Genomic DNA, 22494 nt, shown 5'->3' on the forward strand with positions numbered 1-22494 from the left:
GTGTGAACCCGACCCTGTTTGGTCCCGCCCCTGCTTGATCCCGACCCTGTTTGATCCCGGTCGTGCGGGGCGCGGCCTCAGTCCGTCACGTCGATCTCCACCCGGTTCGTCTCCACCCCCGCCGCGGTGACGACCTGTACCTCCACCCGCCCGGGCTCCACGTCCGCGGGCACCGGCACGGTGAGCACCGCGTCGGACGGGTTACTGAACCCGCCGGGCACCGGGACCAACGGCACATGCACATGCACCGCGCCGATCCGCACCATCATCCGCGACAGCCGGTCCGCGCTCTGTGCCCCGGGCGGCACGAACCCGGCCCCCCGGATCTCGATGTCGTCCCCGGTCCGGATCGGCGCGTCCAGGTCTCCGGCCTCGCGCGCCCGCACGACCGAGAGGATCACCGGCCGCCCGCCCTCGGCGTACTTCCCGGCGACGTACGTGGCGGCCGACACCAGCACCACCACCGCGAGCCCCCACGGCAGATCCGGCAGCTGGTCGGGCCGCCGGGCCAGCCGTACCGCCGCGAAGACCAACGCGACGGCGCCCAGCACGACGTACTGCGTGTCCGCGAAGCTGCCGCGCCCGGAGTCGTCGGTCATCAGGTCGGCGGCCCGGGGCCGGTCGGCCCGTACCTTCTGCAGCCGCTGCCCGAGAACCCGCAGCCCCACCACTCGCCGTACCAGAACGGCGATCGCGCACACGACGGCGAGTACGGTCACGATGCCGGCGCCCCGGGCGAGTTCGAGCCCCGAGATGAGGGAGTCCCGCTCGGTGTGCGAGGACGCCCCGGCGAGCCGCCCCGCCAGCACCAGCACCGCGTAGACGACGAACAGCACCCAAGCGGCGGCCACCACACGGGAGGTGGACAGCCTGTTGTCCTCGCCGATGACCGGCGCCAGCACTCCGCCCCGCGCCCGGTGGAACCACGAGGCCACGGTCAGCAGTCCGCCCACCACGACCGCCGCGAGCAGTCCCGCCGTGCGCGCGGACGTCCAGCCCGCACCGATCGCGGTCAGCGTCTGCACCAGCAGCAGGATCACCACAAGGCCCCACACGGCCAGAACTGTTCGCCGCCACACGCGGCCGAGCCAGACCTCCCCCTCGGCCCGTCCGCGCTCGGCGACGAGGTCCGCGGACTGGGTCAGCGCGTCCGACACCCACTGCCGCGAGGCCCCGGCCGAGTGCGCGACCGCGGCGGGCAGCCCGTGCCCCGACGCCAGCTCGTTCCGCTTGGCGAGGAACGCGGCCACTGCCCGCCGGTGCCCCTCACGCGCCCCGTGCGGACAGTCCCCGCAGGTACAACCGCCCTCGTGCCCGCCCCGACCGGCCCCCCGGACGGCGTCTCGCCCCGCGCCCTGTCCAGTCTCCTGCACCGCCACGCCCGTTGCCGCCTTCCGCACCACTGCGTCGAATACTCATCGGCCGTACACCCGCTCACCGCTCACCGCGCATTCGCCCACCCGCACACCCGCCCACCGCACAACTGCGCAGCCGTACAACTGCCTTGTGACGACAGCGCATTGTGCCGTACCGCACACCCCCCGCGTTCGCCAGGTCTGGGTCAGCGCGGGTGAACCGGCCACCCCCGTGTTGACCGGGCTGCGAGAATTTCCGTATGGCCGAGATCATCCAGCGCGACGGGACCTGGGCCTTCGACGGCAGCACGGTCCGGATCACCCCGGGGCTGCACCGCTCCGTGCCGCTGTTCCGGCAGACGTACGGAGAGGTCGCCGTGCCCCTCGAAGCGGTCGCGGGCGTCGTGTACGAGCCCGAACGCAAGCGCGGCCGCCTGCGTCTGAGGCTTCGCGAGGGCGCCGACCCGCTGCTCCAGGCGACCGGCGGCCGACTGCCCGACGCCGCTGACCCGTACCGGCTGTCCGTGGACATCGACCGTTCGGGGGTCGCCGAGTACGTCGCCGAGGAGATCCGCCACGCCCTGCTCATCGAACAGATCCCCAAGGAACCGGCCGGGGCGTACCTTCTGCCCGGCCCGCCGGTGCCCGTCTCGGTCCGCTCCAGCGACGGCACGGTCTCCTTCGACGGCGCCCGGGTCCGTATCGACTGGAGCGACACCTCGGACCGGGTGAAGCGCGCGACGGGCCCGCGCATCATCGGCCTGCCGGATGTCGTGCAGGTGGAGTGGCTGCCCAACTCCGGTTACGAGGACGGCTACCTGCGCTTCGTGACGCGCGACTCGGTGTTCTCCAAACTGCCGCCGGAGAAGGACCCGTTCACCCTCGACCTGTGGGGCAGTGCGCGCCGCGACCTGCTCACGGCCCTTGTCGCCACCGCGGTCATGGCCCGCCTCCCGCACCCGTCCACCGGCACCGGCGAGCATGTGCAAGGCGATCCGCTCCAGACGTCCGAGACACGCCAGCAGTCCCAACAGCCCCAGCCGCCTCAGACGTCCCCGCAGAACACCCCGCAGAACATCCACGACGTACTCCTGCGCCGACTGCGGGAGCTGGGCGAACTGCACCGCGACGGCGTGCTCACCGACGAGGAGTTCGCGACGACGAAGGCGGCCGTGCTCCGCGGCTTCTAGCACTTCGCGACTCCCAGGCACTTCGCGACTGAGCAAGCGCGACTGAGACAACTGCGACTGACAAAGCCCTGCAGGCGAGGCACGTCAGGACAGCATGTCCGGCTCGCTGCGGCTGATGTCCTGCCACAACGGCTGGTAGTTGATCCACGCGACCAGGTCCCCGCCGGCCTGCTCCCGTGTCGCGACCGCCTGCTTGTGGTCGATCAGCACCGGGCGCCCCGCCGCACGCGCGGTCAGCTGCACCTGGCAGGACCGCTCCATCGACAGGAACCACCAGGCCGCCGCGTCCACCGAGTCGCCGACCGTCAGCAGCCCGTGGTTGCGCAGCACGAGCGCCTTGAACGAGCCGAGCGCGGAGGCGATCCGCCGCCCCTCCTCGGTGTCCACGGCCACGCCCGAGTAGGCGTCGTACAGCGCGTGGTCCTCGTAGAACGCGCAGCTCTCCTGGGTGATCGGGTCGAGCAGGTCGCCGAGCGCGGACAGCGCGCGCCCGTTCACCGAGTGGCAGTGGGCGACCGCCACGACATCGGGACGGGCGGCGTGGACCTGGGCGTGCACGGTGAACGCCGCCTGGTTCACGTGGTAGCGGCCCTCCAGCACCTGGCCGTCTCCGTTGGCCATGACCAGATCACTGACGGTGACGTGCTTGAAGGGCATCCCGAACGGGTTGACCCAGAAGCAGTCGCTGTACTCCGGGTCGCGCGCGGTGATGTGTCCGGAGACGCCGTCCTCGAATCCGAGCCGCCCGAAGAGCCGCAGCGCGCCCGCGAGACGTTCCTTGCGGTGCCGGCGCTCGTCGTCGAGCGATTCGTGCATGGGCGGCATGGCGAACCGCAGCCTGTCGGTGGGAAGCGGCAGGGGCGGCGTGGGCCCGTGCATATGTCCTCCAGTCCTGAGATAGGACTCCGTACGGTGGTTACGGGCGGGAAGTTACCGGCGGTCAGCGCAGGAAAACAGAGATGTCGAGGAAGAGAGTGCACAACCGTTGTACGGGGCTACTGGTCTGCCTGACCGGAGCCAACACACCCGTCGGGCACCTGCGCCGACGCCCCTTGGAGGGACCCCCCGTGCACCGCCTTCCCCACAAGCTGCGCGGACCGCGCCCCGCGACCGCATCCCCGTCCCCAATTCCGTCCCCGTTTCCGTCCCCATTCCAGTCCCCGTCGCCGTCCCTGTTCTCGCCCCTGTCCTTGTCCCCTTCCCCTTCCCCTTCCCCTTCCCCTTCCCCGTTCCGCCCATGAAAAGAACCGAGCGCCTCATCACGGACATGCTCAGGCAGATCGCCACGCGCGATGTGGTCGTCCTGGACGACCTCGGCGGATCCCCACGCCGCCTCGCCGCACTCACCTACATCGCCGTGCAGTACGGCTTCCGGTACGAGAAGACGAGCAGACTCGGCCAGACTCTCCAGGTCCGGCTGGTCCGCGACCCCCGCCCCGAGGCCCGCGAGCGCAGTACGGCGGCGCTCGGCCGGCTCGCCGCGGGCCGCGCCCCCGGCATGCGTCCCGGCACGCTGAAGCCTCTGCCGGACGTGGCGCCGGCGGTGAATCTGCTCAAGGCCCGCATCGAGTTCGACGCCCTGGACGACGACCTCGACTGGCGCCGCAAAGCCGTCTTCATGACCGCGAGCGCGGCCTTGATGGCACTGCTTCTGATCCCCGCGGGCTGGAGGGCCTCGCTCGCCGCGAGCGCCACGATGGCCGCGGTGTTCGCGCTCTTCCTGCGCCTGGAGGTGCTACGGAAGGACCGGCTCGCCCGGCGGCTGCGCTCGGCGGGACTGGTCCTCAGCGGGAGCCGGCCGCGGAACTCCCCGCCGAAAAGGCGCCACTAGACGTCGGCTATCGGGGCCAGACTCGGCGTATGACTCACACGACGTCGAACTGGGCGGCTCTCGTCGCTGCGGAACCCGACCTCGCCAAGATCGTGGAGGAACGGTTCGCCGCCTTCACACACCATGTCGTGGCGACCCTCCGTAAGGACGGGTCGCCCCGCACCTCCGGCCTGGAGGTCCGTTTTCTGCACGGGGAGTTGTGGCTCGGCATGATGCCGGACTCCCTCAAGGCGCTGGACCTGCGCCGGGACCCGCGTTTCGCCCTGCAGGCCAATCCGGGTTCCGGCACCGGGCCGGCCGGCGGCGACGTACGGATCGCCGGGCGGGCGGTCGAGATCCACGACTCGGCGGAAAAGGCCCGGTACACCGAAGAGGTGGAACCGCCGGAGCCGTTCCACCTCTTCCGCACCGAGTTGACGGAGGTCGTACGGACCTACGTCGAGGACGACACGTATCTGGTCGTCGAAATCTGGAAACCCGGAGTGCCGGTGCGCACTCTCAGGCGGACCTGAAAGCCCGTGTCACATCCCCGGGGACACCCGGGGCGCGGGGCCTCAGGGCGCAGGGACTACTCCCACTCGATGGTGCCCGGCGGCTTCGACGTCACGTCGAGGACCACTCGGTTGACGTCCGCGACCTCGTTCGTGATCCGCGTCGAGATCTTCGCGAGGACGTCGTACGGCAGACGGGACCAGTCGGCGGTCATCGCGTCCTCGGAGGAGACGGGACGCAGCACGATCGGGTGGCCGTACGTGCGGCCGTCGCCCTGGACCCCGACGGAGCGGACGTCGGCGAGGAGCACGACCGGGCACTGCCAGATGTCGCGGTCGAGGCCGGCGGCCGTCAGCTCCTCGCGGGCGATGGCGTCGGCGTCGCGGAGCAGGTCGAGCCGCTCCTTGGTGACCTCGCCGACGATCCGGATCCCGAGACCCGGGCCGGGGAACGGCTGGCGCTGGACGATCTCGTCCGGCAGGCCCAGCTCTTGGCCGACCATCCGGACCTCGTCCTTGAAGAGCTGGCGCAGCGGCTCGATCAGCTGGAACTCAAGGTCCTCGGGGAGCCCGCCGACATTGTGGTGGGACTTGATGTTGGCGGTGCCCGTGCCGCCGCCGGACTCGACCACGTCGGGGTAGAGCGTGCCCTGGACCAGGAAAGCCACCTCCGGGCCCGAGTCAGCGATGATCTCCGCCTGTGCCTGCTCGAAGACCCGGATGAACTCGCGGCCGATGATCTTCCGCTTCTCCTCGGGGTCCGAGACGCCCTTGAGGGCCGTGAGGAAGCGCTCCTGCGCGTCCACGACCTTCAGCTGGACGCCGGTCGCCGCCACGAAGTCCTTCTCGACCTGCTCGGTCTCGCCCTTGCGCATCAGACCGTGGTCGACGTACACGCAGGTCAGCTGCGTGCCGATGGCCTTCTGCACGAGGGCGGCGGCGACCGCGGAGTCCACACCGCCGGACAGGCCGCAGATGGCACGCTTGTCGCCCACCTGCTCCTGGATCAGCGCCACCTGCTCCTCGATGACGCTGCCGGTGGTCCAGGACGGGGTCAGGCCCGCGCCCCGGTACAGGAAGTGTTCGAGCACCTGCTGGCCATGTGTGGAGTGCATGACCTCGGGGTGGTACTGGACCCCGTACAGCTTCTTCTCGTCGTTCTCGAAGGCCGCGACCGGGACGACATCCGTGGAGGCCGTCACGGAGAAGCCTTCGGGGGCCGCGCTGCACGCGTCGCCGTGCGACATCCAGACGGACTGCTCGTCCGGGGTGCCCTCGAACAGGGTCGAGCCCGACTTCGAGACGTGCAGCTGCGTACGGCCGTACTCGCGGGCGCCCGTGTTGTCGACCGTGCCACCGAGGGTGGTCGCCATCAGCTGGAAGCCGTAGCACATGCCGAAGACGGGGACGTCGGCCTCGAAGAGCGCGCGGTCCAGGCGGGGCGCGCCTTCCGCGTACACCGACGAGGGGCCGCCGGAGAGGATGATCGCCGCCGGGTTCTTGGCGAGCATCTCCTCGACCGGCATGGTGCTCGGCACGATCTCGCTGTAGACCCGGGCCTCACGGACTCGGCGGGCGATGAGCTGGGCGTACTGCGCGCCGAAGTCGACGACCAGGACGGTGTCGGGGGCGACGGGGGACACTTCTGGCACGGTTTGCCTTCCGGCGGTTCAGCAGGGATGTGCTCCCGAGTCTAACCGGGCGCCCGGAGCCGACGTCCCGTCCCTGGGGGCTCCGCCCCGGCCCCGTGCTACACCGGGGCTCCGCCCCAGACCGCGTGGGGTGCGATTTCGGGTGCGGGTCCGGCTGTGGCTTGTCGCGCAGTTCCCCGCGCCCCTTGGGTAGCTCGGCCCTGAGGTATTTCAGCCTCTCCGGCGTTTGCGTCTCAGCATCCGAGCGCGCTTGGCGGGCGGCCCGCGGCCGGGCATACTGCTCCCATGCTTACGCACGAGACCTTCGTCTTTACCTATGGCAACCGGCCCACCGGCTGCCATGGTCGTGCTGCTTGAGCAACTGACAAGCGACTTCCCAGGCGCCCCGGGCCGACAAGGCCCGGGGCGCCTGCGTTTTCCGGACCTTGCCGCTCCGGGGCACCCCATCCGAAGAGGAGCCCACGAGATGAGCACAGCAACGCCGGGTACCGCCGCCACGACGGACAGGGCCAGCGCCGACAGGACCGGCGCTCGCACCGAAGAGGCCGCCGATGTGATCACCGGCGCCCGCGAACGCATCGACGCCCTCGACGACCGCATCATCGGCCTCGTCCAGGAACGCATGGCCGTCTCGGCCGTCATCCAGGAGGCCCGGATCACCTCCGGCGGCCGCCGCGTCAACCTGTCACGCGAGATGGAGGTGCTGGGCCACTACAGGGAAGCCCTGGACAGGCCGGGCACCGCGCTCGCGATGACGCTGCTGGAACTGTGCCGGGGCCGCGTCTGAGCACGTGTGCAGCTGCGCGGAGGGCGGTGTGTGCAGCTGCTGCAGGGAGGGCTGTGCGTACGGCGGCGCGCACGGCCGTGTGTACGGCGGCGCGTACGACATCACGTACGACCTCCGGCTACGACGTGCGTCCGGTGCACGCACGTACGCATGCCCCCTCACCCGTACGGCACGTGACCGTCCCGCGGCGGACTCCGTTGTCCCGGTGTCCGTGTCGGCCAGGGGCGGGCCCGAAGAACCACGCGTGGCTCCACTGGAACAAGAGGCGTACGGATGTGTGCCGTGGGACCTCATTCCGGGGAAGTGACCGGACTGCAGGGGACAGCAGCCCGGTCACCCAACAGAAGGTCGGCTCCGGGGACGCCCGGAGCCGACCGGTGGAATCTGCGCGAGGGCCGTCGAAACGCTTGCGGAGGCCGCGGCCCATCGAGCACGATGCTGGAACAACCCCGAGCCCCACAGCAGACATTCGCATTGCACCGTCCTACCGCCAATGGTCTACACCATATGCACTCCCCCGGTGCGCCGGGCGCGGACCGGCGGACAAGCCAATAAGCGGCGCTACCCCCCCCCAGCGCCGTCCCAAAGCACCGGCGCTGCCCTGACGTCGGTGCTGATGACGAAGGGCCCCGCGGTTCGCCCCGCGGGGCCCTTCGCTCTTCTCCTGCCTTTCGCTCCGTGCTCTTCGCTCCGTGCTCTTCGCTCCGTGCTCTTCACTCCGCCTGCCGCGGCCTGCTGGGCCTGCTGCGGCCGGCCGAGGCGGGTCAGCCCGTCGTCTTCGCCAGCTTGGTGAGCTGCGCCTCGACGAGCTTGGCCGGAACCTTGACCTTGTCCGCGTCGAGCATGTTCATCGAGCTGAGGGCCACCAGCGTCGTACCGGCGCGGACGACCGTGTACGCGACGGGGACCTTCGCCCCCTCGATCGAGGCGAGCAGCCTGAACGCGACGGATTCGTCACCCAGGTCCGGGTCGGCCAGCGCCTTCACGTTCTTGTAGTCGTAACCGGCGTGCCGATAGGCGGTGCAGGTCTTCGTCGCCGAACGCAGACCCTCGATCACTTCTTCGGTCTCGCCCGACTCGTACGACAGGAGGGTAAGCGTGGTCACCGAGGCGTCCAGTTCGTCCTTCGCGCTGACACCACGGCTGACTCCGGCCTCCGAGGCCGGGTCGGTGGTGAACAGGAACATGTCGGCGATCGGCCGGCACTTCGACGGTGCCGCCGGGACCGACTGTCCCAGGAGGTCCGCGGCTCCCGACTTGTTGACCTCGAAGCCCTTGACGTCACCCGTCACGAGCGCGGCCTTCTTCAATTGCGCCTCGTCCAGGGGCCCGGCCCCTTTCCGAGCGTCCGGGCTCTTCTCAACGTCCGGGCTCTTCTCAGCATCGGGGCTCTTCTGCGCGGGTGTCTTCGCCTTCGCCCCGTCGGCCGTCCGTTCGCTCACCGTCGGACGCGACGACTTCCCGTCCTGTCCGCTGCCGCCCGAGCCGCACGCCGCGACACTGCCGAGGGCAGCCACGGCCGATACGGCCACGAGAGGCCGCGAGATCCTTGCCTTCACCCTTGCGTTCGCCCTCGTGCCCACCCTTGCGCTCATCGTTGCCATCATATCCGCGACGCCGTCCCACACGGCTCCGTACCGGAGTCGTCGCCGAGGTCCCGGCTGCGGTCGTACGGGTCGACCGCGGGCCCGCTCGGGGGCGCACCCGTGGGATCGGCCGAGGCCAACAGCGGGTGCAGGAAGCCGTCGTAGACGAAGCAGGCGGAGTTGGCGACGTCGTCGTCGTAGCGGATCACCGCGAGCTTGCCGGGCGTGACCCGGATCTTCGCCGGATCGCCCATCCGCAGGTCGATGACGCGGCGGACGATGGTGCGGGCCACCTCGGTGGAGTCCGGGTCGGCGGGGGCCAGCGCGTAGACGAAGGTGTAGTCGGTGTGGATGTCCACCGCCCCGTCCGGGCCCGCCTTGAACGTCGTACGGCCACGGGTCTTGACCACGTCACCGACGAGCCGCACCTCGTCCGGGTCGAAGCGGCTGAAGAAGCGCAGCGGATCACGGTCCTTGCCGGGCTTGCGCAGCGAGGACTCCAGGTCGTCGACCAGGTCGGGCTGCTTGGGGTCGAGCACGGAGTCGAGCACGGTCTCGGGGGTGCCGCCGAGCAGCGTCCCGCGGTCGAGGTTCGCGTCGACGAGCAGGGTCTTGGTCTGCTCCAGGGCCAGGGCGACCTGCTCCTTCGAGAACACGCCGACCGCCTTCGCGTCCGGCGGCACGATTCCGGCGGCGCCGTCGGCGTACCGCGCGGCCGGGGAGCCGGCGAAGGGCTCCTCCAGGGTGGGCGTCCCGGACACGGAGCCCGGAGCCGTCGTCTCGGGCGCGGTCTCCACGGGCAGCGGGGCCGCGGACCGCGCGCCCGCGCCGGAGCCCGAGCCCCAGCCGGAGTCCATGCCGAAGGGGTCGCCCGGCAGCAGGGACGGTTTCATGGCCACCACGGCGACGGAGACCGCGACCACGATGCCGATGACCGTCCACACCTTGCGGCGCCGTGCTCTGCGCCCGTACGCCTCCGGGCCGACCGGGTGCGCACGCCAGCCCGGGGGCAGTTCACCGCGGGCCTCCTGCTGTCGCAGCCGCTCGGTCACCATGCGGGCGCGCGCGGACGGCTCCTTGGGTGCCTCTGAGGCTCGGATGTCCCGCTCGCTGTCCTGGACGAACCGCGCCCAAACGGCGTCCGGTATGGACTCCCCGGACTCCCCGGACTCCCCAGGCCTCTCGGGTGATTTGTCGGACGGCTTCTCGGTCACGGCGCTTGCGCCTCTCCCCCATCGTCGGCCTGCCGGCCGGCTCACTCCGCAACTCGCGATCGAATTCTGATCGAATTGCTGATCGACTTGCTCGACAGCCGACCGAGAGTCAGTTCTAAGGCGTGGGCACAGGAGTTCACAAGTCGATCCCACGTGTGACCCAGGCCACATAAAAATTCTGTGAGTTCCAGGACAACCCTTCACAGGGGTCACCGGTCTCACTCACGCAACCAACGGCCACACCCGCGCCCGCCACGCGGAGGCCTCACCCACATCTCGTGCCGCGACGTCGCGGCGCGCCGGACTTTCCGAGGTCTTCATGAAGCTTCGCCGTGTCATGGCCGCTGCGGCCACGACGGCTGTCATAGCCCCGCTCGCGCTGCTGTCGGCTCCCGCCGCGTTCGCCGAGCCCACGCCCACCGGGACCGAGAGCTCGGCCACGACGCCGGCCCCGGCTCCGACCACTCCCGAGGCCACGCCGCCCAGCGAGACGCCTCCGACGACGCCCGGCACCGAGATCCCCTCGGACACGCCGCCTGCGACGCCACCCGCCAGCACGACGCCCCCCGGGACTCCGACGGCGACGCCGCCCGAGCCGAGCGAGGAGCCGGGCGACCCGGACGCTCCGTTCTGCGAGGACCTCGACGAGAACTACGGCGCCGCCAAGGTCTCCGCGGACATCAAGGGTCTGCCCGGCAAGATCGTCGCGGGCGACGGCAGCCACGACTTCGAGTTGGTCGTCACCAACGAGTCGAAGGAAGCGATCAAGGGCGTCGCTTTCTACGCCGAGATCGAGAACTTCGAGATCGACGAGTCGAAGTACCTGAGCCCGTACGTCACGCTGGAGTTCAAGAACACCGAGTCCGGCAAGTGGGAGCGGATCGGCGACGAGAACTGGGCCGGTGACTACTTCTTCTACGTCGAGGAGCTGAAGGCCAAGGCGAGCCAGGAGGTCGACCTGCGCTTCAGCGTCGACAAGGGCGCCCCGGCCGGCGACTCGTACTCCTTCGGCTCCGGTGCCTACGTCGACAACGTCGACGGCCAGGACTGCATCGCCGAAGGCTGGGCGCAGTACGACTTCGAGGTTCTGAAGGCCGGCGCGGCCAACCCGAAGCCGGGCACCGCCACGCCGAACGACGACGACGGCAAGGACCCGGTGAAGAAGCCGCAGGGCAACGTCGCCGCGCTGCCGACCGGCAACCTCGCCGAGACCGGTTCCAACTCCGCGCTGCCGACCATCGGTCTCGTCGGCGGTGCCGCTCTCGTCGCCGGTGCGGGTGCGGTGTTCGTCGCTCGTCGCCGTAAGGCCGGCTCCGACGCGTAGCTCCACAAAGCGCTCCACTGGAGTGCGGTGATCGACTGCGGGCCGGCAGAGCCGGTCGCGCAACAGACGTAAGGACCTGCGCTCGGAGGGGGGCGCAGGTCCTTCGTCTTTTCTGACGCCCACGTTTCCCGGCGTCGCGTTACCTGGCATCGCGGGCAGCGTGCGGTTACTTCTTCGGTTTCGGTGGCACCGTCGGCATGCCCAGGAACGGCAGCTTCAGAGCGCCGAAGGCGTCCGCCGGGACCGCGGGCGCGAGCGGCTCGACCGGCTTCAGGCGCTCGTACGCGGCTCCCTGCGCCGGACGCGGGTCCGCCTCCCCGTTGTTGGGCCAGTACGACATCGCGCGCTCGGCCTGTGCGGTGATGGTCAGGGACGGGTTCACGCCCAGGTTCGCCGAGACCGCGGCTCCGTCGACGACGGAGATGCCCGGGTGCCCGTACAGCCGGTGGTAGGGGTCGATGACGCCCTCGTCCGCGGACGCGCCGATCGGGCAGCCGCCCAGGAAGTGGGCGGTCAGCGGCATGCCCATCAGCTCGCCGACGTTCGAACCCGCGAAGCCGTTGATCTCGGCCGCGATCGCGGAGGCACCCTCCGAAGCGGTCTTGATCTGCTTAGGGTTGGGGGCGCCATGGCCCTGCCGTGCCGTCAGCAGGCCCTTGCCCGCGCCCTTCGGCTTCAGGTACGTCGTCAGGGAGTTGTCGAGGGACTGCATCACCAGGCCGATGATGGTCCGCTCCGACCAGCGGCGGTTGGAGAGCGAGCGGGCCACGAGGGTGGGGTGCCTCACCGCGTTCACCAGCCAGGCGAGAACCCTCGACGAACCTTCCGTGTACGGGACCTGGAGGATCGACAGGCTGCCCATCGAGTTCGAGCCCCGGCCGTAGCGGACGGGCTCGATGTGCGTGTTGGCGTCCGGATGGATCGAGGACGTGATGGCGACACCGCGGGTGAAGTCGACCTTCGCCTCGCCGGTGGCCTTGCGGTAGCGGCGGTTGTCGGTCTGCGCACCGACCAGCGCCTCGGAGTTCGTACGGGTCAGCTCCCCGAGCCTCTTCGACAGGTACGGGAGCTGACCGCCCGCCCTCATCCGGTGCAGCAGGGTCTGCGTGCCGTACGTACCGGCCGCGAGAACGACCCGGCGGGCCTTGAAGACGCGTCCCTCGCCCTTGCGCCCGCGGTCCGTCGGGAGCGTCGAGACGGCGTACCCGCCCTGCGAGTCGTCCGTGACGGACACGACGGTCGTCAGCGGATGGACCACCGCGCCCGCCTTCTCGGCGAGGTACAGATAGTTCTCGTTGAGGGTGTTCTTCGCGCCGTGCCGGCAGCCCGTCATGCACTCGCCGCACTCGGCGCACGCGCTGCGGGCGGGGCCCGCTCCACCGAAGTACGGGTCGTCGGCCTGCTGTCCCGGCTGCGCCTTCGTGGTCCCGTCGGCGTCCTCACCGTCACCGAAGAAGACGCCGACCGGCGCCATGTGGAAGGTGTCGCCCACACCCATCCGCTGGGCGGCCGCCTTGAGATGGACGTCCGACGGGGTCATGGTCGGATTGAGCCGTACGCCGAGCATGCGCTGCGCCTGGTCGTAGTACGGCTTCAACTCCTCCTGCCAGTCGGTGATGTCCTTCCACTGCGGGTCCTGGAAGAACGGCTTCGGCGGTACGTAGAGGGTGTTGGCGTAGTTGAGGGAACCGCCGCCCACACCCGCGCCCGCGAGCACCATGACGTTGCCGAGCAGGTGGATGCGCTGGATGCCGTACATGCCGAGTTTCGGCGCCCAGAGGTAGTTCTTGAGGTCCCAGGAGTTCTTGGGCAGCGTGCCTCGGGTGAAACGGCGGCCCGCTTCCAGGACGGCGACGTTGTAGCCCTTCTCCGTCAGACGGAGGGCTGTCACCGAGCCGCCGAAGCCGGAGCCCACGACGATGACGTCGTAGTCGTATGTGTCCTGAGGCACGTGTGCTCCTCGTTGAGTGTCCGTGCGGGTGGTGTGGCGCCCCTCCGGGGCACGGGGCGCTGTCAGCGGAACCGGAGTGTCTTCATCAGGCGGAGGCTGCGGCTCATGAAAGCCGCGTACTTCTCGTCGTCCATGCCCAGGGAGGGGGCCATCGGCAGCAGGCGCTGCTGGGCGACCGTCTGGGCCTCCGTGTACTTGAGGATGCCCTCGGAGCCGTGGCGGCGGCCGAGGCCGGAGTCCTTCATGCCGCCCATCGGCGACTGGACGCTGCCGTACGCGGGAACGTACCCCTCGTTGATGTTGACCGTTCCGGTGCGCAGCCGGGCCGCGACCTCGGCACCACGGCGGCCGTCCTTCGTCCAGACCGACGAGTTGAGGCCGTACGCCGTGGCGTTGGCGGACTCGATCACCTCGTCCTCGTCCTTGAACCGGTAGATCGAGACGACCGGCCCGAAGGTCTCCTCGCCGCAGACCGCCATGGGCGCCTCGACGCCGTCGAGGATGGTCGGTTCGAAGAAGTACGGGCCGATGTCCGGGCGCGCGACACCGCCCGCGACGACGGTCGCGCCCTTGGCGACGGCCTCCTCGACGTGGCGGGTCACGGTCTCCAGCTGGCGTTCGCCGACCAGGGAGCCCATGTCGGCGCTGTACGCGAGGGAGGTGCCGAGCCGCATCGCCCTGGTCCGCGCGGCGAACCGCTCCAGGAACGTGTCCGCGACCGACTCGTGGACGTACAGCCGCTCGATGGAGATGCACAGCTGGCCGGCCGACGAGAAGCAGGCGCGGACCGCGCCGGCCGCCGCTTTGTCGATGTCGGCGTCCTGGAGGACCAGCATGGCGTTCTTGCCGCCGAGTTCGAGGGACACGCCGACCAGCCGGGCCGCCGCGCTCTGGGCGACCTCGCGGCCCGTGCGGGTGGAGCCGGTGAAGGAGACGTAGTCGGCGTGCTTGACGACCTCGGGGCCGATGACAGGGCCCTCGCCGAGGACGACCTGGAAGACGTCGGCCGGCAGGCCCGCCTCGATCAGCAGGTCACGGGCCCACAGGGCGGTGAGGCAGGTCTCGGTGTCGGGCTTCATCACGACGGCGTTGCCCGCGACGAAGGCGGGCAGCGCGTCGCCGACGGAGAGCTCCAGCGGGTAGTTCCAGGGAGCGATCTGGCCGACGACGCCTCGCGGGTGGCGCAGCTCGGTGACCTTGGTGAGGGTCGGCATGGCGCCCGCGTGCCGCTTGGGGCGCAGGTAGAAGGGGGCCCGGCGGCCGTAGTGGCGGGCCGCGACGGCGACCGCCTGGACCTCCTCGTGGGCGTGCAGGCGGGCTTTGCCGGTCTCCAGCTGTATGAGGTCCAGCACCTCGGCCTGGCGGGCGAGCATCAGGTCGTGGAAGCGGAGGAGGACGGCCGCGCGCTGCCTGACGGGGATCTGGGCCCAGACGGACTGGGCCGCGCGGGCCCGCTCGTAGGCCTGTTCCACGTCCTGCGGGGTGGACTCGGGCAGGTCGGCCAGCTTCTCGCCGGTGAACGGCGTGTGGTTGGCGGTGCGGCCCGAACCGACCACGCCACGGGTGAGCTGAGCGATCAGCTCCGGCGTGACCACGTCAGCGGCCGTGCGGGCGCCTTCGGGGGCGGGCGCGAGAGGGTTGGTACCGGTCTTTTCCGGGGCCTGTGCCGGGGCCTGCGAGTCCGTCATGAGCCGCAGGGTATGCCCGCCCGCGCTCTTTGGGTACCCGTCGGTAACAGGGTTTCACCGACTACACACACAGCGCCAGTGACCACTGGCGGCAAATGGCCTGATCAGGGGGTTGTCCGTCACGGCTCGATCCGACGCGGGCCGTGTCAGGGAGCGTCAGGCCGTGGGAGGTGTCCGATTCTCGGGCAGGGTCTCCTGCCGGGGCGGGGTCCGGTGTCTGGGCAGGGCCGTACGTCCCACCGCCGCCGCGAGCTTGCGCAGCCGGCGCCAGTCCAGCGGAGGCTTGGTCTCCGGAACGCCCGGCCGGTTCCCCGGGACGCGCACGCGCAGGGCACCGGGTTCGATCCGGCACCGTACCGGCGTGGGAAGCATGAGGGCCTCGCCGTCCACGCCGACCTCGATCTCGGGGCGGTCGGCGTCGACGACCACCTCGCGGGCGGTCAGCACGGTGAGCCCGGTGGAGTGCCGGCCCAGCAGCAGCCCGGCGGCCTCGGCGGCGTTCGCGACCCTGATGCCGAGGACGCCCAGCACACCGGACTCCAGCCGCTCGCGATAGCCGAGCCCCGCCGGATCGTCCATGCGGTAGGGGTTGTTGCTCACGAGGAGGGCCTGGGGCGCGTCGATGACGGCGGCCGCTTCGGCGCCGCCCTCCCCCTCCGCACGGGCGGTCCCGTCGGCCTTCTCCGCACGGGCGGTCCCGTCGATGTCCTCCAGGCGGGCGGTCAGCCGCGGCCCCCGCTGGTGCGTGAGCAGCTCGGGCAGCAGCTCCAGCGTCGTACGGACCTTGTCGTCCCGATACTCGGGGCTCTGCACGACCACCGCGTACGCCCCGAACGAGGCGTTGTTGACGAAGGGATACGTGTCGGCGAAGCCGAGGTCGACATGGAGTTCGACTCCGTCGTCGGTGAGCGCGTCGAGGCTCGCCGCCGGGTCGCCCCGGTCGAGCCCGAGGTCCATGGCGAAGTGGTTGCGGGTTCCGGCGCAGACGACGAGGAACGGTATGCCGTGCTCCGCGGCGACGGCGGCGACGAGCGCCTGCGTACCGTCACCGCCCGCGACGCCGAGCAGATCGGCGCCGTCCACGACGGCCTGCCGGGCGAGTTCGGTCACGTCCTCCCGCCGCTCGGGGTCGAGCAGATGGACCCGCGCCCCGAGTCTCTCGGCCTTCTCCTTCAGCCCGAACCGCTCGACCTTCCCGCCACCGGACCGCGGATTCATGATGAGGAAGGGCCTCGTGGGGGCGGGAGTCCGGTGCTCCCGCACGCTGACGGCATGCGATCTGGTGCTGCTGAGTGCGAACTTGCCCGCCCAGACGGCGAATCCCCACAGGACCAGGGACATGACAACGACCCACAGCAGGTTCGCGGCGGCGAAGAGCCAGACGACGACGGCCGGCGTCACGACGGCCAGCGCCCCGGCCGCCGCGCGGGCCGTCCCCCGGAGGGTCAGCACCCACCACAGCGCGGCCACGGTCACCGCCGTGCCGAACACTCCGACCGCGACCAGCAGCAGACTCGCGACCCTCGCGTACCCGAGCGGCAACAGCACCGCGACGCCGCCGGCGGCCAGGGCGACGCGCGCCGCCCAGCGCTGGCGGGCGTGCGCCCGCCCGTCAAGATCCAGGCCCATGCCTGCCGCCCTTCTTAAGGTGTGAGGCAGCAGTATGCGCCAAGGACCGGCAGGGGCAGCGAGCCTGTTCGGGGGAGGGGAAGGGGACGGGAGGGGGGGGCGGCCCGGGTTCAGTGGCTGCCCTCCCGCCGCTTCACAGCTTGTCGATGTCCAGATTCGCGATGGCCGTCTTTGCCACCTCGCGCCCCCGCTCGGTGAAGTCGCCCTTGCCCGGGTAGCCGATCATGAGCTTGTACATGTCGCCGGACTGGGTCTTGTAGTACAGGACCTGCAACTCGCGCGGACGCGGGTTCTCGGTGTCCGTGCTGGAGTAGACGACGGTGTTCCGGGCGGCCTTGCGGTCCTTGTACTTGGCGTCGTTGGGGTCGCTCTCGGGCACGGGATCGGAGTCCATGTCCAGGCCGTAGGCGCCGCTCTGCTTGTAGGCGGCGTCGTCCTCGTACATCTCCGCCGAAGCCGTCCCGGCGATCTCGTCCGAGGTGCCCTCGCTCTTCCTGTCCAGCGACAGGCTGATCCAGAGGGTGCCGCTCGGGTCGGTGAACTGGACCCAGTGTTCGTCCTTGGCCACGGCGGGCTTCGGCACGGTCTTCTGGTAGCCCTTCGGTATCGCCACCGTCGCACCGAGGGCCTTCAGGTCCGCCTTCCTCCAGCTGTCCGGCAGGGGGGCCGCGAACGGGTTCGCGACCGTCAGGTACGCCGCCACCGCCGCCGCGACGACCACGGCACCGATGCCGATCCATCCCCTGCGGCCGACACTGATCGCCCTGCCGCCGGTGCTGAGGGTGCCGCCGGTTCCGCCGGGCACCGGCGTCTGAACGACCTGTGTCGGCTCCTGCTGGGGCGGCCGCGCGGTCTGCTCCAGGAGCGCGCGCACCCGCGCGGCGTTCGGGCGGCGGTTCGGGTCCTTGTCGAGGAGTCCGTTGATGGCCTCGGCGAGCGGCCCCGTGGCCGCGTTGGGCGCGGCCGGCGTGGCGTTGAGGACGGACTGGAGCGTCGCGGGCGTGTTGCTGCGGCGGAACGGCGAGACGCCCTCCGTGGCCGCGTACAGGACCACACCCAGCGACCAGAGGTCCGACGCCGGACCCGGACGCTGTCCCAGCACCCTCTCGGGCGCGATGAACTCGGGCGAGCCGACGAAGCCGCCCGTGTCGGTCAGATTCGTCTCGCCCTCGATCTGTGCGATGCCGAAGTCGGCGAGGACGACCCGGTCGCCCGTGCCGAGCAGGACGTTGTCCGGCTTGACGTCGCGGTGCAGGATGCCCTCCGCGTGCGCGGCCTCCAGCGCGCCGAGCACCTCGATGCCGATCCTCGCCGCTTCCCGTGCCCCGAGCGTGCCCTCCTGCAGCGCCGCGCCGAGCGAACGCCCCCGGACCAGCTCCATCACGATCCACGGCTGGCCGTCCACGACGGCGACGTCGTGGACGTTCACCACCGCCGGGTGGTCGAGCCGGGCCGCCGCACGTGCCTCGCGGCGCATCCGCTCGAAAACGTTGGCTCGTTCACGTTCGGGAAGGTGGTCGGGTACGCGCGGCTCCTTGACCGCGACCTCCCTGTCCACCGTCTCGTCCTTGGCCCGCCATACGGTGCCCATGCCACCGTGGCCGAGCTTGCCGAGCAGCCGGTACCGGCCCGCAATGAGCCGACCGGAGCCGGGGTCCTGCGGCGTCTGTGACACCGGGGAGGCCTGGGATGCCTGGGGCTGCTGAGGCATCTGCGGCTGCTGGGGCGTCTGCGGCTCGGGCACGACCTGGGTGGGCGTGGGCGCGGCGTACGGGTTCCCGGGGTGCGGCGACACGGCGGACGGCGGGCGCGGCGGTTGCAGGCCGAAACTGGTTGGTTCGTCGGGTCCGTAAGGGGCTCCCCCGTTGCTGCTCATGGGTCCATCCTTATCGCGGCAGCCGCTCCCGCTCCACCCTGGGCGCTTTCCAGTCACAGACCCGTGACGCGCGACGCGCCTTATACCCCTTTTGCGGCATGCGCCTGTTACGGCGCCGCGCGGCTCATGAGCCCTTGCGGACGAACGTGTCGACCGCGACGTCGAAGTACTCCCGCGCCTCCCGCGCCTGGCCGACCGGCGCCGACACCAGCACGTCGTACATCCGGCCGCCCTCCTCCCAGCACAGGTCGTAGGTGTGCCGCGCGCCCTCCGCCTTGCTGAAGCCGTTCCAGGTGAACTCCCAGAGCGCGGCCGTGCGCCCGGAGCGGGTGGTCTCGGTGACACGGCCGTCGCGGTACCCGGGGTTGCTGTCCGGTCCCTTGGCTGCCTCGCGTTTCAGCACCGCGAGCGGGCCGCCCGGTTCCGGGTCGGACACCTTGACGCCGATACGGAAGGTCTTTCCCGCCGACAGGTAGTAGATCCGCTCGCCCTGCGTCTCGCGGGTGAAGCCCACGGGGACCGCGAGGGAGAAACCCGCCGCGTCGTGGACGAGGCGGTACCCCGCGGGAACGGTACGGCTGGCGGAGGCCGACGGCCGGGAACCGGAAGCGGTGGCGGTGGGCGCGGGGCTCGCGGTCGTGGCGGTCGTACGGGGCGAGGAGGCCGATCTCGTGGGCAGTCCGGGCCCGCTGCCGCCGTCACCCATCAGCAGCGCGGCCGCCGACACGCCCGCCACGGCCACCGCCGCGACGAGGGCAGCCGCGATCAGCACGTTGCGCATCGACGAGGAGACGGCGAAGGAGGGGCGCAGCGGGAGCCGCACGGCGGGCTCCGGAGTCGGCGGCGCCGTCGTACCGGGGTCCCGCCCCGTAAGGTCCCGCTGTGCCGGCGGGTGGCCGGGCGAGACCGGCGGCATGCGGGCCGGCATACGGCCCGTGTCGAGGAACGCCCGCAGCAGCCGATCCGCCTCGGTCGCGTCGATCCGCCGTTCGGGGTCGCGTTCGAGGAGGCCCAGCACGACGGGGAGCAGGGGTTCGGCGGCCGCGGGCGGAGAGATGTCGTCGACGACGACCGCGTGCAGGATCCCGCCCAACGAGTCGCGGCGGAACGGCGACTCACCGCTCAGGGCCGTGCAGAGCAGCGCGCCGAGCGACCACAGGTCCGATTCGGGCCCGGTCCTGACGCCCGACATCCGCTCGGGTGCGGTGTACTCGGGCGACCCCACGAACGCCCCGCTCTCGGTGAGCGTCGTCGCGCCCGCGACCTGCGCCGTCCCGAAATCGGTGAGTACGACCCTGCCGTCCAGGTTGAGGAGCACGTTGCCTGGCTTCAGGTCGCGGTGCAGGACACCGGCGCCGTGCGCCTTGCTCAGCGCGCTGAGGAGGTCGATCCCCATCCGGGCCGCCTCCGCGGCGTCGACGGGGCCCTGCCGGGAGATCCGGTCGGCGAGGGAGCCGCCTTCCAGCAGGTCCATGACGATGTAAGGCCGTTCGTCCTGCTCGACGACGTCATGCACGACGATGATGTGCGGATGCCGCAGTTGCGCGATCGCGCGCGCCTCACGCAGGGTGCGCTCGCGCTGCAGCCGGGACTCCTCCGCCGAGAGCGAGGCGTCGACGGCGAGTTCCTTGACCGCGACCTGCCGGGCGAGCAGCTGGTCCGTGGCCTGCCACACGACACCCATGCCGCCCCGGCCGAGCCTGCTCCCCAGGCGGTAGCGGCCCGCGATGACACGGGCGTTGCCCTCCGGTCTCTCGCCCTCGGCACCCATGCGCCCCATCATGCCGCACCGGACTTGAGCCCTCCGGGGTCGCGCGACGGGGGTGGCCGACAACCGACGTACGCGAGCACGTACGCGTCACGCTGCGGCACGCCGCTGCGCGGAAACGAGCCACCGGGAGCCGGGGGCTGTCACCCGCTGAGGACCGCGGGGAGCTGGAGGGGCGTCACTGTGCGGGCGGGGGCTGCCAACCGCGCAGGACCGTGTCGAACTGCTCCCGGGCGGTGTCCCAGTCCGCGGCGGGCGCGGACATGTAGATCACGTACTCGACCCCGTCACGGCTGAAATACGACTGTTCGGTGGCCCGGCGCGGGCCCGGGAACTCCGTGTCCTTGGGCTGCGCGTTCCAGGTGAAGTCCCACAGCGCCCCCGGGCGGTCGCGGAAGGTGTTGGACTCCAGGCTGACCTGCTGGTAGTTGGTCAGCCGTTGCAACTGCGTTTCCAGGTCCAGGAGATGCCGGTACGGGGTGTCGAAGTCCGGGGAGTCGTCGATGGCGATGCGCACGAAGTGCTCGCCGCCGTCGGGCGTGTAGTCGATCTGCTCTCCCTCGACCTGTCGCTTCCAGCCCTCGGGCAGCACGAGGCTGAAACCCTTGACGTCGTTGACGCGCTCCCAGCCGTCGGGCACATCACCGGCCTCGGCCTCCCCGGTCTGTTTCCCGTCGTCCTCACCGGCCGAGGCGGGCGGGTCCGCGGGAGACCCGGAGGAACCCGAGGACGTCGACGTGTCATCGCTCCCTCCCCTGTCCGCCAGCAGCATCGCCGCGACGCCACCGCCGCCGAGGAGCGCGGCCGCGAGCACGACCATGACGAGGGTGCGGGCCCCGCGGCGCCGGGGCGGGCCGACCACCGCCGGCTGGTTCGTGGTGGCGCCGGCCGGGTCGGGCACGGGCCGGCCGCGGCTGCCGTAGGTGTCGTGGGCGTCCGGCCTGTCATAGGGGCCCTGCGGATACTGATGGCCCGGATATTGGTTCCCCGGTTGCTGATTGCCCGGATGCTGGTTGCCCGGAAGGTGGTTGCCCTGAGACACATGCGTTCCGTACGGCCCGGGAGAGCCGTACGCGCCGGCGGGGGTGCCCACCTCAGGACCAGGAGCCACAGTCTGCCCCGACCCGTACGTGCCCTGGGCCTCCTGTGTGTTGCCCACATGTTGCGTCGGCACATAGGCCTGCGCCGAGTTCGGTGTCCGCCCCTCCGCCGCCTCGGCGAGCATCTGCTCGGCCTCCTCCGGCCCGGGCCGCTCGGCGGGATCCTTGCGCAGCAGGGCGGTGATGACGGGCGTGAGCGGGCCCGCGTTCTCCGGGGCGTCGAGCTCCTCGGCGACCACGGCCTGCATGGTGGTCAGGGGTGTCGTGCGGCGGAACGGCGATCTGCCCTCGACCGCCGTGTAGAGCGTCGCGCCGAGCGCCCACAGGTCGGCGGACGGGCCGGGGTCCTGGCCGCGAATGCGCTCCGGCGCCAGATAGTCGACCGAGCCGACTATCTCGCCGGTGCGCGTGATCGTGGTGTCCCCCTCGACCTGCGCGATCCCGAAGTCCGTGAGCAGCACACGCCGGTCGCTGGAGACCAGTACGTTGCCCGGCTTGACGTCGCGGTGCAGTACACCGGCGGAGTGCGCGGCCCGCAGCGCGCGCAGGACCCACAGCCCGATCCGGGCCGCCTCCCTGGGCTCGATGCGTCCCTGCTCCTTGACGGCGTCGGCGAGCGAGCCGCCCTCGACGAGCTCCATCACGATCCACGGCCGGCCGTCGTGTTCCAGCACGTCGTGCACGGTGACCACGGCCGAGTGGTTGATACGCGCCGCCGCCCGGGCCTCGGCCCGTGTACGGGCGAGGAGGACGGCCTGTTCGCTCTCGGACACGTAGAGCGCGGCCGTCAGCTCCTTGATCGCGACGGCGCGGTGCAGCACTTCGTCGCGCGCACGCCACACCCGGCCCATGCCGCCGCTGCCGATGGAGTCGGCGAGCCGGTAGCGACCCGCCAGAAGCAGGCCCTGCATCTGATTCACGTTTCCCCGCAATGCTCTTGACAGGGCCAGACTATGGACCGGCACCCGCCCAGGGAACCGGCGGGGTCCCACGGAAACAGCACTGTGACGGTTGCCGCGCACCCGAATGAGCGGCTGTGGCCCGGTGATCAG

The 22494-nt window shown here is 70.9% G+C and carries 16 protein-coding genes; 5 read left to right on the forward strand and 11 right to left on the reverse strand.

The features are described from left to right. Positions 1-77: 77 nt before the first annotated feature. Positions 78-1379 carry a hypothetical protein gene (locus AB0D14_RS11615; RefSeq protein ID WP_362777221.1) on the reverse strand — a complete coding sequence of 434 codons (1302 nt, stop codon included), beginning with the start codon at positions 1377-1379 and terminating at the stop codon, positions 78-80. 236 nt (positions 1380-1615) lie between these two features. Between AB0D14_RS11615 and AB0D14_RS11620 the strand changes: the two genes are divergently transcribed. Next, a complete protein-coding gene (locus AB0D14_RS11620; RefSeq protein ID WP_362777223.1) occupies positions 1616-2545 on the forward strand; it encodes a DUF4429 domain-containing protein in 930 nt (309 codons plus the stop codon). An 84-nt stretch (positions 2546-2629) separates the two neighbouring features. On the opposite strand, the gene AB0D14_RS11625 is transcribed toward AB0D14_RS11620, so the two are convergent. Further along, positions 2630-3424, reverse strand: a complete 795-nt coding sequence (locus AB0D14_RS11625) for a class II aldolase/adducin family protein (RefSeq protein ID WP_362777224.1) — start codon at positions 3422-3424, stop codon at positions 2630-2632. Between the two features lie 358 nt (positions 3425-3782). On the opposite strand from AB0D14_RS11625, the gene AB0D14_RS11630 reads away from it, so the two are divergent. Both AB0D14_RS11630 and AB0D14_RS11635 read left to right on the forward strand, forming a co-directional pair. Continuing rightward, positions 3783-4376, forward strand: a complete 594-nt coding sequence (locus AB0D14_RS11630; protein WP_362777226.1) for a hypothetical protein — start codon at positions 3783-3785, stop codon at positions 4374-4376. Positions 4377-4405: 29 nt separating this feature from the next. Further along, on the forward strand, positions 4406-4888 hold the full coding sequence (locus tag AB0D14_RS11635; RefSeq protein WP_362777229.1) for a pyridoxamine 5'-phosphate oxidase family protein: 483 nt from the start codon (positions 4406-4408) through the stop codon (positions 4886-4888). A 56-nt stretch (positions 4889-4944) separates the two neighbouring features. Here the strand turns inward: AB0D14_RS11635 and guaA are convergent, their stop codons facing one another. After that, complete coding sequence (gene guaA, locus AB0D14_RS11640) at positions 4945-6519, reverse strand: glutamine-hydrolyzing GMP synthase (protein WP_362777231.1); 1575 nt, start codon at positions 6517-6519, stop codon at positions 4945-4947. A gap of 466 nt (positions 6520-6985) precedes the next feature. On the opposite strand from guaA, the gene AB0D14_RS11645 reads away from it, so the two are divergent. Then, positions 6986-7306 (forward strand): chorismate mutase, encoded by a 321-nt coding sequence (locus tag AB0D14_RS11645; RefSeq protein WP_362777233.1) that lies wholly within the window; start codon positions 6986-6988, stop codon positions 7304-7306. A gap of 764 nt (positions 7307-8070) precedes the next feature. On the opposite strand, the gene AB0D14_RS11650 is transcribed toward AB0D14_RS11645, so the two are convergent. Continuing rightward, the gene (locus AB0D14_RS11650) at positions 8071-8838 is read right to left on the reverse strand and encodes a hypothetical protein (protein ID WP_362777235.1); all 768 of its coding nucleotides are present in this window, start codon (positions 8836-8838) and stop codon (positions 8071-8073) included. Between the two features lie 71 nt (positions 8839-8909). Next, positions 8910-10106 (reverse strand): hypothetical protein, encoded by a 1197-nt coding sequence (locus AB0D14_RS11655; RefSeq protein WP_362777237.1) that lies wholly within the window; start codon positions 10104-10106, stop codon positions 8910-8912. 319 nt (positions 10107-10425) lie between these two features. On the opposite strand from AB0D14_RS11655, the gene AB0D14_RS11660 reads away from it, so the two are divergent. Then, positions 10426-11430 carry an LAETG motif-containing sortase-dependent surface protein gene (locus AB0D14_RS11660; protein ID WP_362777239.1) on the forward strand — a complete coding sequence of 335 codons (1005 nt, stop codon included), beginning with the start codon at positions 10426-10428 and terminating at the stop codon, positions 11428-11430. Between the two features lie 166 nt (positions 11431-11596). Here the strand turns inward: AB0D14_RS11660 and AB0D14_RS11665 are convergent, their stop codons facing one another. From AB0D14_RS11665 to AB0D14_RS11690, 6 genes are all read right to left on the reverse strand, one after another. Then, positions 11597-13381: a GMC family oxidoreductase gene (locus AB0D14_RS11665; protein ID WP_362777241.1), complete on the reverse strand. Its 1785-nt coding sequence runs from the start codon at positions 13379-13381 to the stop codon at positions 11597-11599. Positions 13382-13443: 62 nt separating this feature from the next. Beyond that, on the reverse strand, positions 13444-15069 hold the full coding sequence (locus tag AB0D14_RS11670) for a succinic semialdehyde dehydrogenase (RefSeq protein ID WP_362777243.1): 1626 nt from the start codon (positions 15067-15069) through the stop codon (positions 13444-13446). Positions 15070-15225: 156 nt separating this feature from the next. Beyond that, positions 15226-16698, reverse strand: coding sequence for a diacylglycerol kinase family protein (locus AB0D14_RS11675; RefSeq protein ID WP_362777245.1), 1473 nt, complete (start codon positions 16696-16698; stop codon positions 15226-15228). A 133-nt stretch (positions 16699-16831) separates the two neighbouring features. Further along, positions 16832-18574, reverse strand: coding sequence for a serine/threonine-protein kinase (locus AB0D14_RS11680; RefSeq protein WP_362777247.1), 1743 nt, complete (start codon positions 18572-18574; stop codon positions 16832-16834). Positions 18575-18698: 124 nt separating this feature from the next. After that, on the reverse strand, positions 18699-20345 hold the full coding sequence (locus tag AB0D14_RS11685) for a serine/threonine-protein kinase (protein ID WP_362777249.1): 1647 nt from the start codon (positions 20343-20345) through the stop codon (positions 18699-18701). Positions 20346-20520: 175 nt separating this feature from the next. After that, a complete protein-coding gene (locus tag AB0D14_RS11690) occupies positions 20521-22353 on the reverse strand; it encodes a protein kinase (protein WP_362777421.1) in 1833 nt (610 codons plus the stop codon). Between the last annotated feature and the right edge of the window lie 141 nt (positions 22354-22494).

The organism is Streptomyces sp. NPDC048484 (assembly GCF_040651415.1).
In the GTDB taxonomy this organism is placed as follows: Bacteria; Actinomycetota; Actinomycetes; order Streptomycetales; family Streptomycetaceae; genus Streptomyces.

Bases quoted from the DNA above. Each gene is read 5' to 3' on its own strand.
- AB0D14_RS11620 (WP_362777223.1), top strand. From the start codon at position 1,616: ATGGCCGAGATCATCCAGCGCGACGGGACCTGGGCCTTCGACGGCAGC.
- AB0D14_RS11625 (WP_362777224.1), bottom strand. From the start codon at position 3,424: ATGCACGGGCCCACGCCGCCCCTGCCGCTTCCCACCGACAGGCTGCGG.
- AB0D14_RS11630 (WP_362777226.1), top strand. From the start codon at position 3,783: ATGAAAAGAACCGAGCGCCTCATCACGGACATGCTCAGGCAGATCGCC.
- AB0D14_RS11635 (WP_362777229.1), top strand. From the start codon at position 4,406: ATGACTCACACGACGTCGAACTGGGCGGCTCTCGTCGCTGCGGAACCC.
- AB0D14_RS11645 (WP_362777233.1), top strand. From the start codon at position 6,986: ATGAGCACAGCAACGCCGGGTACCGCCGCCACGACGGACAGGGCCAGC.
- AB0D14_RS11660 (WP_362777239.1), top strand. From the start codon at position 10,426: ATGAAGCTTCGCCGTGTCATGGCCGCTGCGGCCACGACGGCTGTCATA.
- AB0D14_RS11670 (WP_362777243.1), bottom strand. From the start codon at position 15,069: ATGACGGACTCGCAGGCCCCGGCACAGGCCCCGGAAAAGACCGGTACC.
- AB0D14_RS11675 (WP_362777245.1), bottom strand. From the start codon at position 16,698: ATGGGCCTGGATCTTGACGGGCGGGCGCACGCCCGCCAGCGCTGGGCG.
- AB0D14_RS11680 (WP_362777247.1), bottom strand. From the start codon at position 18,574: ATGAGCAGCAACGGGGGAGCCCCTTACGGACCCGACGAACCAACCAGT.
- AB0D14_RS11685 (WP_362777249.1), bottom strand. From the start codon at position 20,345: ATGGGTGCCGAGGGCGAGAGACCGGAGGGCAACGCCCGTGTCATCGCG.
- AB0D14_RS11690 (WP_362777421.1), bottom strand. From the start codon at position 22,353: ATGCAGGGCCTGCTTCTGGCGGGTCGCTACCGGCTCGCCGACTCCATC.